Source organism: Cohnella sp. GCM10020058, assembly GCF_042683485.1.
In the GTDB taxonomy this organism is placed as follows: domain Bacteria; phylum Bacillota; class Bacilli; order Paenibacillales; family Paenibacillaceae; genus Cohnella.
This window is the reverse complement of sequence record NZ_JBHUJV010000001.1, coordinates 101224-116301: the sequence shown is the minus strand read 5'-3', so window position 1 is coordinate 116301 and position 15078 is coordinate 101224. Positions and strand designations below refer to the sequence as shown.

Annotated in this window: 12 protein-coding genes and 2 tRNA genes; 9 read left to right on the top strand and 5 right to left on the bottom strand. The window is 59.7% G+C overall.

Annotated features, from left to right (window positions below; translation table 11 throughout):
• Positions 1-49: 49 nt before the first annotated feature.
• Positions 50-1963 carry a threonine--tRNA ligase gene (gene thrS / locus ACFSR7_RS00485; protein WP_378158377.1) on the bottom strand — a complete coding sequence of 638 codons (1914 nt, stop codon included), beginning with the start codon at positions 1961-1963 and terminating at the stop codon, positions 50-52.
• A gap of 495 nt (positions 1964-2458) precedes the next feature.
• Between thrS and ACFSR7_RS00480 the strand changes: the two genes are divergently transcribed.
• The 7 genes from ACFSR7_RS00480 to ACFSR7_RS00450 all read left to right on the top strand — a co-directional run bounded on the left by ACFSR7_RS00480 (position 2459) and on the right by ACFSR7_RS00450 (position 9120).
• Positions 2459-3160: a response regulator transcription factor gene (locus ACFSR7_RS00480; RefSeq protein ID WP_378158376.1), complete on the top strand. Its 702-nt coding sequence runs from the start codon at positions 2459-2461 to the stop codon at positions 3158-3160.
• A gap of 62 nt (positions 3161-3222) precedes the next feature.
• Positions 3223-4458 carry a sensor histidine kinase gene (locus tag ACFSR7_RS00475; protein WP_378158375.1) on the top strand — a complete coding sequence of 412 codons (1236 nt, stop codon included), beginning with the start codon at positions 3223-3225 and terminating at the stop codon, positions 4456-4458.
• Between the two features lie 114 nt (positions 4459-4572).
• A complete protein-coding gene (locus tag ACFSR7_RS00470; protein WP_378158373.1) occupies positions 4573-5835 on the top strand; it encodes a glycosyltransferase family 39 protein in 1263 nt (420 codons plus the stop codon).
• Positions 5822-6547 carry a glycosyltransferase family 2 protein gene (locus tag ACFSR7_RS00465; protein ID WP_378158372.1) on the top strand — a complete coding sequence of 242 codons (726 nt, stop codon included), beginning with the start codon at positions 5822-5824 and terminating at the stop codon, positions 6545-6547. Before ACFSR7_RS00470 ends, ACFSR7_RS00465 begins: the two co-directional genes overlap by 14 nt.
• On the top strand, positions 6537-6989 hold the full coding sequence (locus ACFSR7_RS00460; RefSeq protein WP_378158370.1) for a DUF2304 domain-containing protein: 453 nt from the start codon (positions 6537-6539) through the stop codon (positions 6987-6989). The genes ACFSR7_RS00465 and ACFSR7_RS00460 overlap by 11 nt, the downstream gene beginning before the upstream one ends.
• The gene (locus tag ACFSR7_RS00455; protein ID WP_378158369.1) at positions 6986-7330 is read left to right on the top strand and encodes an EamA family transporter; all 345 of its coding nucleotides are present in this window, start codon (positions 6986-6988) and stop codon (positions 7328-7330) included. Before ACFSR7_RS00460 ends, ACFSR7_RS00455 begins: the two co-directional genes overlap by 4 nt.
• A 20-nt stretch (positions 7331-7350) precedes the next feature.
• Positions 7351-9120, top strand: coding sequence for a stalk domain-containing protein (locus ACFSR7_RS00450; protein ID WP_378158367.1), 1770 nt, complete (start codon positions 7351-7353; stop codon positions 9118-9120).
• Between the two features lie 249 nt (positions 9121-9369).
• On the opposite strand, the gene ACFSR7_RS00445 is transcribed toward ACFSR7_RS00450, so the two are convergent.
• From ACFSR7_RS00445 to ACFSR7_RS00435, 3 genes are all read right to left on the bottom strand, one after another.
• Positions 9370-10011: a MarR family winged helix-turn-helix transcriptional regulator gene (locus ACFSR7_RS00445; protein ID WP_378158366.1), complete on the bottom strand. Its 642-nt coding sequence runs from the start codon at positions 10009-10011 to the stop codon at positions 9370-9372.
• Between the two features lie 173 nt (positions 10012-10184).
• Positions 10185-10260 (bottom strand) — tRNA-Lys (locus ACFSR7_RS00440).
• 613 nt (positions 10261-10873) lie between these two features.
• Positions 10874-10949, bottom strand: a tRNA-Lys gene (locus ACFSR7_RS00435).
• Between the two features lie 234 nt (positions 10950-11183).
• Between ACFSR7_RS00435 and ACFSR7_RS00430 the strand changes: the two genes are divergently transcribed.
• Positions 11184-13139: an ABC-F family ATP-binding cassette domain-containing protein gene (locus ACFSR7_RS00430; protein WP_378158365.1), complete on the top strand. Its 1956-nt coding sequence runs from the start codon at positions 11184-11186 to the stop codon at positions 13137-13139.
• A 77-nt stretch (positions 13140-13216) separates the two neighbouring features.
• On the opposite strand, the gene ACFSR7_RS00425 is transcribed toward ACFSR7_RS00430, so the two are convergent.
• Complete coding sequence (locus ACFSR7_RS00425; protein WP_378158363.1) at positions 13217-14230, bottom strand: copper amine oxidase N-terminal domain-containing protein; 1014 nt, start codon at positions 14228-14230, stop codon at positions 13217-13219.
• 259 nt (positions 14231-14489) lie between these two features.
• Here ACFSR7_RS00425 and def point away from each other — a divergent pair, with 259 nt between their 5' ends.
• Positions 14490-15017 (top strand): peptide deformylase, encoded by a 528-nt coding sequence (def, locus tag ACFSR7_RS00420; protein ID WP_378158361.1) that lies wholly within the window; start codon positions 14490-14492, stop codon positions 15015-15017.
• The last annotated feature ends 61 nt before the right edge of the window (positions 15018-15078 follow it).

The window sequence follows — 15078 nt, the reverse complement described above, 5'->3', positions numbered from 1 at the left end:
TTGGGGGGTCGGACGATCCATCGTGCATTTCTACTATATAATGGTCTAACTACTCGGACGCGCGACCGCCGATGCTGTTTCGCATGCGATCGATAAGGTCGGCCACCGTCATCTCCTCCGCCTCCCCGTCCCCCCGGCGCCTCACGGACACCGTGCCGCGCTCGCGCTCTTTTTCGCCGACGACGAGCATGTACGGCACCTTCTGCAATTGCGCCTCGCGGATCTTGTAGCCGAGCTTCTCGCTCCGCAGATCGGCTTCGACCCGGATGCCCGCCTCCGCCAGCTCGCGCTTGAGCTGCAGCGCATAATCAGAGAACGGATCCGAGACCGGCAGCAGCTTCGCCTGCACCGGCGCCAGCCACAGCGGAAACGCGCCGCCGTAGTGCTCGGTGAGCATCCCGATGAACCGGTCGATCGAGCCGTAGATCGCCCGGTGAATGACGATCGGCCGATGCTTCAGGCCATCCTCGCCGACATATGCCAGATCGAACTTGTCAGGCATCTGGTAGTCGAGCTGGATCGTGCCGCATTGCCAGCTGCGCTTCAGCGCGTCGAGGATGTGAAAGTCGATCTTCGGCCCGTAAAAGGCGCCGTCGCCTTCGTTCACCTGGTACGGCAGACCCAGCTTCTCCAGCGCGTTTTGCAGCCCCCGCTCGGCCTCGTCCCACGTTTCCGCCGTCCCGAGATAGTCGTCCGGGCGCGTCGACAGCTCGATCTTGTAGTCGAAGCCGAACACGCGGTAAATCTCGTCGATCAGGGAGATCGTCCGTTTGATCTCTTCCTCGATCTGATCCTGGCGCAGGAAAATATGCGCATCGTCCTGACAGAACGTACGCACCCGCATCATCCCGTTCAGGGCGCCGGAAAACTCGTGCCGGTGGACCTGGCCGAACTCGGACAGCCGGATCGGCAGCTCGCGGTAGGAGTGCAGCTCGTTTTTGTAGATCAGCATATGGCCCGGACAGTTCATCGGCTTCAGCGCGAACTTGGTGTCGTCCACCTGCGTGAAGTACATGTTGTCTTTATAATGATCCCAATGGCCCGATTGCTCCCAGATACGGTTGTTCATCATGAACGGCGTGCGCACTTCATCATAATCCCGCTTGCCCTGGATCTCGCGAGAGAAGTTCTCGAGTTCCGTCCGGATCGTCATCCCCTTGGGCAGGTAGAACGGCATGCCCGGCGCTTCCTCGGAGAACATGAACAGCTCGAGCTCTTTGCCGAGCTTGCGATGATCGCGCTTCTTGGCTTCCTCCAGCAGGCGCAAGTGCTCGAGCAGATCGGCTTCCTTGGGAAAAGAAGTGCCGTAAATGCGCTGCAGCATCTTGTTGTTCGCGTCTCCCCGCCAATAAGCGCCGGCTACGCTCATTAGTTTAAACGCCTTGATGCGCCCCGTAGACGGCAGATGCGGCCCCCGGCACAGATCGGCGAATTCGCCTTGCTCATAGACCGAGATGACGGCATCCGCAGGCAGATCGCGTATCAACTCCAGCTTCAGCGGATCCGCGTCGAATCTCCTAATGGCCTCATCTCTGCTGACCTCATGCCGGACGATCGGCAGATCTTCCGCCGCGATCCGCACCATCTCGCGTGCGATGTCGGCCAGATCGTTTTCCGAGAGCGTCCGCTCCAGCTCGATATCGTAATAAAATCCGTCCCGAATGACCGGTCCGATGCCCAAGTTAACCTTTTCCGCGCCGCCGTATAAGCGACGAATCGCCTGGGCCATCAAGTGCGCCGTGCTGTGGCGATAAATCTCCAGGCCTTCCTGCTGCGCAAGCGTCAAGATCTCGACCTGCGCGTCGCCTTCGATCGGCGCTTCCAGGTCGACCGGCTTCCCGTCGATCTTGCCCGCGATCGCTTGCTTGCGGAGGCTCGGCCCGATCATTTCCGCCAATTCGCCGACGGTGGTACCGCCAGCCACCTCCCGTACTTTTCCATCCGCCAACGTTACCTTAACCATTGCACAAGCCTCCTTAGGGTGTAGTTGAACGCAAAAAAACGCACAATCCCTCAAGGGACGAGTGCGTTCAGCTCGTGGTTCCACCCTAATTCGACCTGCGTCGCACACGCATCGGCAGCAAGCCGACCCATGACGGGCAAAGTCCTCATCGGTATCCGGTAACGGGGATAAGTCGGTATCGCCTACTGACGCGGCGCTAACGGACCGCGAGTTCGACGTTACGGCTGCAAAGGGGTAATCCGCTTCCGGTCGCCGCAGAGGCTCGCACCTTGCACCTCTTTCTCTGTCCGGTCCTCGAAGGGGATCATGTCTTTGGTCATAGCCTGATTAGATGGGATTGCTTGGCGTTTATTATAGTATCCAAGGCGGCTCAGGTCAACCGTCCGTCTGCCGACCAGGTCAAGTTTAAGCTTGTCTTAAGAATTGCGGCATCGGCTTCTATGCTATATTGGGAATAACGGAATCAAGGAAAAGTTAGTCGCCCGGGAGGAAAATATGGCTGCGCGAGGAACGATATTGCTGGTCGACGACGAAAAAGAAATCATCAAGCTCATGGAGATATACTTTGTCAACGAAGGCTACTCCCTGCTTAGGGCATCGGACGGGCTTGAAGCGCTCGACCTGCTCGAACGGCACCCGGTCGACCTGATCATCATGGACGTCATGATGCCCCGGATGGACGGCATCGAGGCTTGCATGCGCATCCGCGAGACACGCGAGCTGCCGATCATCCTGCTGTCGGCCAAGAGCCAGGACATCGATAAGATTGCGGGACTGAGCATCGGCGCGGACGACTATGTCGCGAAGCCGTTTAACCCGCTGGAGCTGGTAGCGCGCGTCAAATCGCAGCTGCGGCGGTATAAGCAATTCGGGCGGTCCGATGTCCGGGACGAAGCGCAGATCGAGATCGACGACCTTGTCATCAATACCGCCACGCATAAGGTCTCGGCCGACGGCGAGGAGGTCAAGCTGACGCCGCGCGAGTTCGCCATTCTGCGACTGCTCGCCGTCAATCGCGGCATCGTGCTGAGCATGGACAAGATTTATCAGGAAGTGTGGAACGAGCCGTTCATGGAGTCCAAAAATACGGTCATGGTCCATATCCGCAAGCTGCGGGAGAAAATCGAAAAGGACCCGCAGACCCCCCGTTATATCAAGACGGTGTGGGGCATCGGATACAAAATTGATCCGGATTAAGGCCGCCGATCGAGCCTTGACCTTCAACCATTTTTCGCACAGAAAGAAGCGTGTTTTGCCTCATGTCCTTTAAGCTCGACTTCAGATGGCTGCAGACGGTCCGCTGGAAGTTCCTGGCCGCCGCGCTTGCGGCCGTCGCGCTGACGGCAGCGACGTTGTACGGCTTATATCTGCTCGCGCAATATCTGATAAAGATTCCCTTTTTCCATGTGCCGATGGCCCCTGCGATCAATCGCGTCGGCTCCACGCCCATTCTGATCGTGCTGGGTACGGTCCTCTTTTTCGTTTATTATTTCCTGTTTAGCCGAAGCACGATCCGCCGGCTCGAAGAGCTGGACGCCGCGCTGCGCGGCATGGAGAACGGCGAGCTCGTCCCTGGACCGCTAACGCCTTCCAAGGACGAGCTTGGCCAAGCCGCGGGCAGCATCGACAGGCTGGGGAAGAAGCTGACCGAATATTCGGAGCGCATCACCGAGGGCTTGCAGGCGGTCGCAAGCGGCCGGCTCGAATACCGCATCGAGGCCGATCGCTCGTACGGCGATCTCGCGCGCATCGCCGACAGCATCAACGCGATGGCAGAGCAGCTGGACCGTTCGATTCGCGACGAACGCCACGCCGAGAAAACGAAAAACGATCTGATCACGGGCGTATCGCACGACCTTCGAACGCCCCTTACGTCTATCCTGGGCTTCTTGGAGGTCATCGAGCAGGACCGGTACAAAGACGAGGTCGAGCTGCGCCATTACGTCAATATCGCCTACGAAAAAGCGCGTTCGCTGAAAAAACTGATCGACGATCTGTTCGAGTATACGCGTATCGGAAGCGGCATGCCGCTCGCTTGGACGGCGCTCGATCTGACGGACCTGCTGCGCCAGCTTGCGGAAGAATTCGTGCCGATCCTCGATAAGACTTCGATGTCCTGCCGCCTTGCCGCTCCCGAACAGCCGCTCGTCATCGAAGGCGACGGCAACCTGCTCGTGCGAGCCTTCGAAAACTTAATGTCCAACGCGATCTCGCACGGCAGCGGAAGTCCCTTCGTGGACATCGAGATCGAGCGGCGCGATGATATGGCGCTGATCCGCGTCGCGAACTACGGCGAGCCGATCCCCGCGATGGATCTTCCGTTTATTTTCGACCGCTTTTACCGCGGGGACCGGTCCCGCGCCTCCGGCGGGACAGGCCTCGGGCTCGCCATCGTCAAGAGCATCGCCGAGGTGCACGGCGGACGCGTCGATGCCCGCAGCGACAGGAGCCGGACCGTCTTCGAGCTATCGCTGCCCGTCGCGCGCAGTTCATAGCATCGTCAGCTTTTGTTAAGGAAATGGTAAGCATTCGTGCAGGCGGTCGTTAAGATTCCTCAACTATACTTGCTTTCGTTGGCAAGGATACGAAGAGGAAGGGGATTTACGGACATGAACGGGTTAACGTCCGCCAGAATGTCGGCGTTCAAGCCGGCGTTTGCCGTCGCGTTCGCGCTGCTTTTCGCGTTGGCCGCATTTTTAAGATTCGATTTTCTCAATTCCGTCTCGCATCACGTTACCCACGATACCGTCTACTACGATCTAATGGTCCGGCAACTGCTGGAGAACGGCGTTTACGGCTACAAAAGCGAAGCGCCGAACGCGCAGGTCCCGCCCGGCTATCCCCTGTTCATGGCTGCGGTGTACAAGCTGGTCGGTTATACGGACCGCGATCCGTATCCGTACATTCGTAATGCGCAGGCTGTGATGAGCCTCGCGACGATGTGGATTGCCGCCTGCATCGCGCACCGTCTCGGCGGTCTTGTCGCAGCGCTCGCGACAGCTGCCGCTATGGCCGTCTATCCGCCGTTCGTCTGGGTGAACGGCGCGATTCTGACGGAGACGCTGGCCGCCCTCCTGCTGCTGGCTTACCTCGCGCTTCAGCTCCGCGCGCTTAACAAGCCGACGCCGGGCGCTTCTATGCTGGCGGGCGCCACGCTTGGGCTTGCCATGCTCACCCGCTCCGAATTCGCCGTCCTGCTGCCCGCCGCCTACATGCTGCTCTGGCTGATCCGCAAGGACGCGATCAAGACCGTCAAGCTTCTGCTCTGCGCCGGTTTAGGCGCGGCTCTCGTGCTGTCTCCCTGGATCCTCCGCAACGTCGTCACCCTCCACAAGCCGATCATCGCCTCTACGCAGGTCAACCCGTTCGCGGCCGGGACGTATCCGGACAAGAATTACGAAGACGGTCTCGTCGACCGGCACGGCAAGACGCAGATGGAAGTCGCCAAAGAACGCCTTCGCATCGGATTCACCGAACATACTTGGACCTATGTGAAATGGTATACGGTCGGCAAGCTGCGCGAAATCTACGGCCGCATGTTTTTTGGATCCGGGCACGCGCCGATATACATGGACTTTCCGTTCCGGCAGCCTTTTCACGTCGCCATCGTCCTCGGCGGCTTGCTCTCCGGCGCGCTGATGCTGCGCAAATGGCGCAGCGCCGCGTCGCTCCCCCTCGTCATTCTCGCCGCGATCTCGGTGACGCGCCTCGCTTTTGTGCCCGAGTACAGGTACAACTTTACGGCGATGCCGATCCTCATCGTGCTGGACGGGCTGCTGGTCGCCGCGTTGGCCGGCTGGGCGCTGAAGCGCGTTCGCGGGCCCAAAGGCGCGGCCCCCGAGAAGGAGGCGGTCATGTATGAAGCAGGCTGAACTGCTCATTATTGTCCCCGCCTTCAACGAAGCGGAAGGAATCCGCGGCGTCCTCGCGGATATTCGAAGCCATATTCCGGATGCGGACGTCGTCGTCGTGAACGACGGCTCAGCCGATGCGACCGCCGCGGAAGCCGCCGCCGCCGGAGCCGCCGTCATCACGCTAAGCTGCAATCTCGGCATCGGCGGCGCCGTCCAGACCGGCTACCGTTATGCGGCGGAGCGGGGTTACCGCCTGGCCGTCCAGATGGACGGCGACGGGCAGCATCTGCCTGAGGAGATGGGCCGTATGCGCCTCGCCCTCGCCCGAAGCGGCGCGGATATGGTCGTCGGCTCGCGCTTCGTCGAGCGGCGGGGCTTCCAGTCGAGCCGCGCCAGGAGAATGGGCATCGCGCTGCTCGCCAGTCTGCTCACGCGGCTGCTGGGACGCGAAGTAACCGATCCCACTTCAGGCTTCAGGCTATGCGGACCGAGGGCAATCGCGCTTTTCGCCTTCGATTATCCGACGGACTACCCCGAGGTCGAAGCGCTCGTGGAGATGGACAACGCGGGCTTGCGCTGCGTCGAGGTGCCCGTCGTCATGCGGGAGCGGCGGACCGGCACGTCCAGCATTTCCCCGTTCAAATCCGTGTATTACATGTGCAAGGTGACGGTCGCCGTGCTCATCGCGAAGACGCGCAAAAAGAAATGGAGCGTCCGCTATGAAGCTTAATCTCTACCTGCTCAGTTTCCTGCTCAGCGCTTCCTTCTTCGTCGTCCTGATCTATATGATCCGCGGCCGCAAGCTTCGGGAGCAGTATGCGCTGCTCTGGCTGGCGCTCAGCGCCATCATGATGACGCTGTCCCTGTTCCCTTCGGTCATCGATCGCATGGCACGCCTGATCGGCGTGGCGTATGCGCCGTCGCTTCTGTACTTGCTGGGACTCGTCTTCGTGCTGTTTCTCCTGCTTCATCTGACGATCGCGGTGTCCGCGATGACGCGCCGCGTCATCGCCCTTACGCAGACGCTTGCGCTGCTCGAGCAGCGCAACGTAAGTGCCGATAACGGTTACGCCGGACAACCGGAGGAAGCTCGAATTAAACTTCCTTGTCATAATACCCAGGGTTTTGCGGACAAGAGGCATCGGACGGACCCAGGCGGGAAAACGACATGAGCGGCCTTATGCTGGCGGTTAATATCGTCCTGCTTGCGGCCGGACAGCTATTTTGGAAAAAGGCGCTTATGATCGCAGGCGGCATCAGCCTTCAAAGCTTGCCTTCGCTGCTCATGTCTCCCCTCTTCCTGCTCGGGGCGATCTGTTACGGCGCCGCGACGCTGTCCTGGATTGCCGTGCTGTCCCGACTGCCGCTCAGTCTCGCTTATCCGCTGCAAAGCCTGACTTACGCGCTCGTCATGCTAGCCGCCTGGCAGCTGTTCGGCGAAGCCGTCCCCGCGACCCGCTGGATCGGGGCCGGCATCATCCTGGTCGGCGCAATCGTCGTCGGTCTGAAGTAAAGAGAGGAGAAATACATCGCATGCGATTGGCAAAATGGAGTTTGGCCGCGCTGCTCGCCGCCGGTCAGATGGAGGATTTGGATCCGCCGACAGCCCGGGCGGAGGGCCTTGCGTTGGAGAGCGGCGCTCCCTCAGCAACAAACCTGTCCGGCAAGCTCTTCTTGACCGTAGGCAGCGCGAATGCCGCTTTCGAAGGACGGACCTATGCGGCAGCACGCCCAGTCGTCGTCAAGAAAGGCGTGACCTACGTGGCGCTTCGATTCATGGCCGAGCGCCTGCAAGGGACGCTGTACGCGGATCCCGCGACCGGCGAGACCGTCCTGTTGGCTGGAGGCGTGTCGCTGAAATATAAGCCAGGGAGCGAACAATTTAAAATCGACGGCGCTGCGCGCACGATGAACGGTGCGCCCTATGCGGACCGTTACGTTTTAATGATCCCTTTGACTTCGATCGCACAAGGCTTGAACCTGCCGCTGTCCGTGGCCGGCTCGTCGCTCGTTCTGCAGCTCCGCGCCCCGCACTCGGTACCCCAAGCCTACTTCGAGACGGATAAGGCGTCGTACAAAATCGGCGAACCGGTACAATTCACGGACCTGAGCGCGGACGAGGACGCCGCGATCGTGACGCGCACTTGGAATCGGAAGCAGCCTGCGTACTTCGAACCGGGCGATGCGACGATCACGCTTACGGTTCAAGATCGGTACGGCTCGGTATCGTCCTACAGCCGCACGATCCATATCGAAGACGAGGTACGATATACAAAGGAAACGTTCGATTTGCTGTACGCACCGGTCGGCCAGAACATAGCGGTTAACGGTTATGCCGTGAAAACGATGGAAGCCGTGCCTTATTCCTACGGCACCGGCGGGCCCGTACTGCTCCGCAGCAGCGGTCCGGAGACGGTTTACGAGGACGGCATTTTATACGGCGACGTCGCGACGGGGCCGGTCCGATTTCTTTTGCATCATAAAAACAGCACCGGCCGAAAAATGAAGCTTGCCGTCTTGGCGACAAACGCGGGCACGGCAACGGCCACCCTCACGCCGGGTGCTGCTGGCGCGGCAGGCCCGACCATCTCTCCCGGCCAGGCCGGAAAGATGTCGCTTGCGAGATATTTAAGCGCGCTCGCTTCGGGCGAAGCGGATCCCGCCATCACGCTGGAACCGGGCCAAAGCGCCCTGCTGTTCGCCAACCTACAGTCCCTTGCGGCCATGCCGGACGGCGATGTCATCACTTTCACCGGCGAGGTCAGCAGCGATGCGCAGATCCGTTATACGGTCTTGATGACAACGGAGGGCCGCGATCCGATTAAGGCGCTGCCTAATCTGCCGGCGCTCGATCCCCGGGAATCGATCGTCCGCGGCACGTTCCCCGGGGCGACGAGAACGTTCGACTATGGAGAGTCCGTAGGAAGCCGCACGGTCAAGCTCTCCCTGACCGATAATGCGGCGGACCCGTTCCAGGAAGGAACGGACGGCATTTTAAATACGGTCGCCGTTAACTCGGGAAATTACGGTTTATTGTACAGCGTGAAGCTGCGCAAGGTCGCGCAGCGGACGCTGATCGTTTTTAATCCGCGCGGCGGCATGTACGCCGGCGCGGCGCTAGTGAACGGCCAGACAGTCACCTTCTCCCATCTGGGCGCCGCCGGCATACAGAATGAAGCAAGCGTGCTGTACCGGACGGGGAATGCCGAGGAGGAAGTCGACATCGCGATCAGCCCCGCAGCAGGCAGCAACCTGCCGTTCTGCCTGCTGTTCGTGCCGCTGCCGGAAACGTCCGACGGCTAGGGAAACTCAGGTGGGGCGTTGCTGGCATATCAGGCAATTGCGAGGTCAAGTAGACTATCGGTAAAAGATGCTGCGCATCGGGTTCGGACAAGCGGCTTAGCGGACTGGCGACTCCAGGCTGAATAGCGATTCGGCCGGACTGACGACTTGGGCGGTCTGGAGACTCCAGGCTGAATAGCGATTCGACCGGACTAACGACTTGGGCGGTCTGGCGATTCAGCGGTCTGGCAGTCGGGCGGAGCCGGGGATCTACGATCCGCCGTCCCGCTCTTCTCCCAGCGCCGCCGCATGCAGCCCGATCCGCTTGAGGAGCTCGGCGAGCTCGCGCTTCTCTTCCGGCGAGGCGACCGACAGATTGCGCGAAATCATGGCCGCGTGCTTGGGGAAAATATCGTCGAACAAAGCGCGGCCAGCGTCAGTCAGCACCGCGTTCGACGTCCTGCGGTCCTCCTGACTCTGCCTCCGCTCCACGTAGCCCTTTTTCTCCAGCTTATCGATGACATAAGTGATGCTGCCGCTCGGGATCGCCATCCGCTCGCTGATCTTCTGGATCGGCTGCGGCCCTTTGTTGTACAGCAGCTCGAGGATCATGAAGTTGTCAGGGCTGAGCCCATGGCTCTCGATATCCCGCCCGACATTGCCGAAGATCGCTCGCGAGGCGCGCAACCAGATGCGGAACAACCGCAGATCCTCCGCCGCCCCGTTGTCCGGGGACTCCGTAGGTTCCAGCGGTTCAGTCGGCATCTTCGGTTCGGTCGGGTTCGTCGGGTTTGTCGGTTCGGTCGGCCCCATCGAGTTCGTCAGCCCCATCGATTTCATCGGTTCCATCGAGCTCGTCGGTTCCACCGAGCTCGTCGGTTCCGTCGGCTTCGTCCGTTTCGTAGGTTCCATCGATTCGCCCTCCTTCCGTTCGCTGAACTGTTCGTTATAGGGAAATCCTATTCTTAGGATAATTTAAAGTCAAGCTGCAGGAAGATCGTCCGGCCCGTGCGCAATCCGGAAAAGGCGCATAAACGCAAAAAGAGCAGTGACGATAAATCGTCGCTGCTCTTGAACTTTAGAGGTGGTAGGCCCTGTGGGGATCGAACCCACGACCCGTTGATTAAGAGTCAACTGCTCTGCCAGCTGAGCTAAGGACCTGTAAAGAACTTTTATAATATAACACAGCCCTGACGAGAATGACAAGCTTTTTTCAATAAAATTTATCGCTTCTCAAATTGTGCTGCGAAGCCGCATAAGCGAAGGCGAATCGGGAGCGAATGCGGAGCGATTCGCGAACGAAATCGGACCATAACGACGGCTTGCGAACTAGAGGGCAAACGCCCAATTCGCGCAGGGTAATCGGGCACGCTAACGACATCTAGCATTCTCCATGCCGCACGGCGCTATCCGCGCCTGCATGTAACAAGCCCACTCGCCGACATAACGATGTGCCACATCCTTATTTCAGAGGAAAGCGGCCCTTAGGGACACATTAGCGATGTGGCATATCCTTATTTTGCACCAAAAGCTCCAATTCGCCGACATAACGATGTGCCACATCCTTATTTCAGAGGAAAGCGGCCCTTAGGGACACATTAGCGATGTGGCATATCCTTATTTCGCAACAAACGTTCCCCAGCGCCGACATAACGATGCGCCACATCCTTATTCCATCATCTTGCGGCCAGCATGCCTCGATCGACCGCTCCCTACCCTGAAACGTAAAAAGAGAACGGTGCGAAATTCGCCGCCGTTCTCGTCGTTTACGGGATGGTAGGCCCTGTGGGGATCGAACCCACGACCCGTTGATTAAGAGTCAACTGCTCTGCCAGCTGAGCTAAGGACCTGTAAAGAACTCTTATAATATAGCACGCCCTTCTCCCCCAATGCAAGTCCAAATTCAAAAAAAATTTTCGGTAATCGAGCAAAAACGATTTAAGCCGATTTGGACGGCCGTTAAGCGGTTGACGCCGGAAGTGAGCGGTTGTTACCGGGAGTAAAGCGTCCGTCGCCGGGAATGTGTTATGATACGTTTAATTCCTGTCATCTCCTATATAAATATAAAGCGAGTGGTAACGTTCATGGCGACGATTCTAACGGTCGAACATTTGACGAAAACTTACGGGGACAAGGTCCTCTTTGAAGACATTTCCTTCGGCATCGAGGAAGGCGACAAAGTCGGCATCATCGGCGTAAACGGGACCGGCAAGTCCAGTCTGCTGAAGGCGGTCGCTGGCATCGAGCCTGCCGATTCCGGCCGGATCAGCGCGGCCGGACGCACGCGCATCCGCATGCTCGCGCAGGATCCGGTCTTCGCGCCCGGAGAGACGGCGCTCTCGCACGTGCTCGGCGGCGATTCGCCGCAGCTCGCCGCGCTGCGCGCCTACGGGTCCGCGCTCGAAGCGCTGGAGCGCGAGCCCGAGCGGGCCGGCCTGCAGGAGAAGCTCATCGCGGCCAGCCAGAAAATGGACGAGCTCGACGCCTGGACGATGGAGACCGACGCCAAGACTGCGCTGGCCAGGCTCGGCATTACGAGCTTCGAGATGTCCGTCGACACGATGTCCGGCGGCCAGCGCAAGCGCGTCGCGATGGCGGCGGCGCTGCTTCAGCCGTCCGATCTGCTTATTCTGGACGAGCCGACCAACCATATCGACAACGAGTCGGTCGCCTGGCTGGAGAGCATGCTGCAGAAGCGCCGCGGTGCCCTGCTCATGGTCACGCACGACCGCTACTTCCTGGATCGGGTGAGCAATCGCATCCTGGAGCTGGACCGCGGACGCGCCTTCTTCTATGAAGCGAACTACAGCCGCTTCCTGGAGTTGAAGCTCGAGCGCGAGGAGCGTGAGGCCGCCTCCGAGGCCAAGCGCAAAAACCTGCTTCGCAACGAGCTCGCCTGGATCCGCCGCGGCGCGCAGGCCCGCTCCACGAAGCAAAAGGCGCGCATCGACCGGTACGAGGCGCTGAAGGCGAACGCCCCCAAGGCATCCGCCGGCAGACTCGACATTTCGATCGCCTCCTCCCGGCTTGGCCGCAAAATCGTAGAGCTTGACGAGGTGTCGAAGCGCTACGGCGACCGCACGCTGATCGACGGCTTCAGCTACACGGCCGTACCGGAAGACCGCGTCGGCATCGTCGGCCGCAACGGCACCGGCAAGTCGACGCTGCTCAAGCTGATTGCCGGCCGGCTGCAGCCGGATGGCGGCTTGGTGGAGCTCGGCGACACCGTCCGGATCGGCTGGTTTTCCCAGGAGCACGAAGAAATGGACGAGAACCTGCGGGTCATCGAATATATCCGCGAAGGCGCGGAGCAGATTACGACGGCGGAAGGCGAGCAAATCTCGGCCGCGCAGATGCTGGAACGGTTCCTGTTCCCGCCTCCGGCGCAGTGGACCCAAATCTCCAGGCTGTCCGGCGGCGAGAAGCGTCGGCTGCAGCTGCTGCGCGTGCTGACCGAAGCGCCGAACGTGCTGCTGCTCGATGAGCCGACCAACGACCTGGATATTGCGACGCTGTCGGTGCTGGAGGATTACTTGGACGACTTCCCGGGCGTCGTGTTCGTCGTCTCGCATGACCGCTACTTCCTCGACCGGACGGTCGACCGTATATTCGGGTTCGAGGGCGGCGGCGTCATCCGGCAGCATACAGGCAACTACTCGGACTACCAGGCGTATGCTGAAAAGCAGCAGGCGCTCGAATCTGCGGCGCAGAATGCCGCAACGGTGAAAAAGCCGGCGGCGACCGATTCGGCGGATCCGGCTTCAGGCGGCGCTGCCGACGCGCGCGCGAGCGGCAAAGCGCTTAAAATGTCTTACAAGGACCAAAAGGACTACGAGCAGATCGACGGTTGGATCGCCGAGACCGAAGAGCGAATGACCGATCTGGGCCAGCAGATGGAAGACGCGGCGAGCGACTCTTACCGGCTGCAGCAGCTCACGACGGAGCTGGCCGAGCAGGAGGCCAAGCTGGACGGCCTGCTGGAGCGATGGACGGAGCTTAACGAGCTCGCGGAAGCGATCGCTGCGCAGAAGAAAAGCTAAAGGGAACAAAGGGAGGACCGGATCGATCGGAAGATCGCCGGTCCTTCTTTGTATGTGCGAGGATCTGTCCGGCAAACTTAGTCCAACTCGACTTTGACTGCCGTATAGGACAACAATCCTAGGCCAGCTACCCAAGCCTTCAAATTTTCCCCGACCATCTCTTCAGTAAACACGCGCTCCGCCTCGCTTCCGTCTACGAGCAGCTTCGCATCCTCAAAGAGGGAGATGGTCAGTGGGTACTCCCTCGCTATACCGCGGAACTCCCCCGACACTTCGATTATTTTGCGGGCCGTGTCTACTTTCGTCACGACGCCCTTAATATCCGGATCGCGCGTGCAGCACTCGGCGACGTCGATTTCCAATGGAAACGCCACGCCTGCGATGCGGTAGATTGCAGCCTTGACGGCGGCGAGCTCCGCCTCGCCGAGCTTCCTTTCCACATCCCCGTAGCTTCGGATTTGCAGTAGTACTCGCCCGTTTTCCACACTCCCGCTCATCAGCATCACGCCCTGCCCGTCCAAGAGCTCGGCTCGGCGCTCGGCGACGGCATCCATCAATTGCGCGAGCCGCTTGTCAGGCCATTTCTCCGTCTCCTCTTCGACTCTCTCGTAATTCACCCGCACGGTTAACGGGGATCCGCCCACCGTAAGGCGTGCGCCGAGCGACAGGCTCACCGATCTGAGCGGGACATAAAGCGTGCCGGCGCTCATCGCAGAGGGCTGGCTTAACAAATATTCATCGCCGTTAAAAACAAATTTGGAAGCGCCCGCCGTAATCGCCGCAGTATTGCCGTCTATCGTCGCGGTCGCGACATTCGTCCCGTCGTCCCATTTCACCTGTCCGCCAAGCGCGACAAAAAAGGCGCGGAAGGGTACGAGCGTCTGACCTTGCCGGATCATCGCGGAAATCTCGACGCTCGCAGCATCGCCGACGTTCACGATCACCTTGACCGGAGTCTGCGCCGCCTTGGCGGCTACGGGGATTGCGCTTGTCGCAAGCGCGGGAACGCCCGTAGCAGAAACCGCCCCCGGCACTCCCGGCAACGCCAGCAGCAGCGCCGCCATCGCCATCAAGTACGCCCGCTTTCTCATCACTCTCATCCTCCCTCCAACGCAGGTTATCTCCACAGCATAGATGGAATTTTTAAACAAAACAAGATGTCATTTTCCGTTTATATGCTCAAGAAAGACCGGCCAGACCATTGCGTGCCGCTTGTGAAAATACGATATTATTCAGCACAAAACAGATAAAAAGACTCAGAATGCACGTGTGTATTATACGTCCGACGGTTCACAAAACCACGGGCAGACGGTAAAATAAAGCTATATTTGGAAGGAGCGGAGAACCCGGATGACGATTCGAACGATACTGCCGTTCGGCGAAGAGCTGCTGCGGAAAAAGGCGAAGCCTGCCGACGGCATCACGCCGCGCATCGAAAAGCTGCTGGACGACATGGCGGAGACGCTATATGCGACGGACGGCCGGGCCGGACTCGCGGCGCCGCAGATCGGAATTTTGCGACGGGTGATCGTCATGGATTGCGGCGACGGGCTGATCGAGCTGGTGAACCCGGAGATATTGGAAATGAAAGGCGAACAGGTCGGAGCCGAAGCGTGCCTGTCCTTTCCGGGCTACGCCGGCATCGTGAAGCGCGCGAACGAGATCACGATCACGACGCTGAACCGGCAGGGAGAGACCGAGACGATCCGCGCCGAGGGCTTCCTGGCCCGCTGCATCCAGCACGAGATCGATCACCTCGACGGCATCCTCTTCATCGACCACGTCCACGGCGCCACCTTGTACCATGAGGAAAACGGAGACAAAATCTCGATCCATCAAGTGAGGAAAATCGCAGGGCCGGCGCCCGCCGTCCGCTAGTTTTTACCGAATTTTATCCCATGTCGTTCAAAGGGGAATACCCGTCTGATTGCCAACAAAT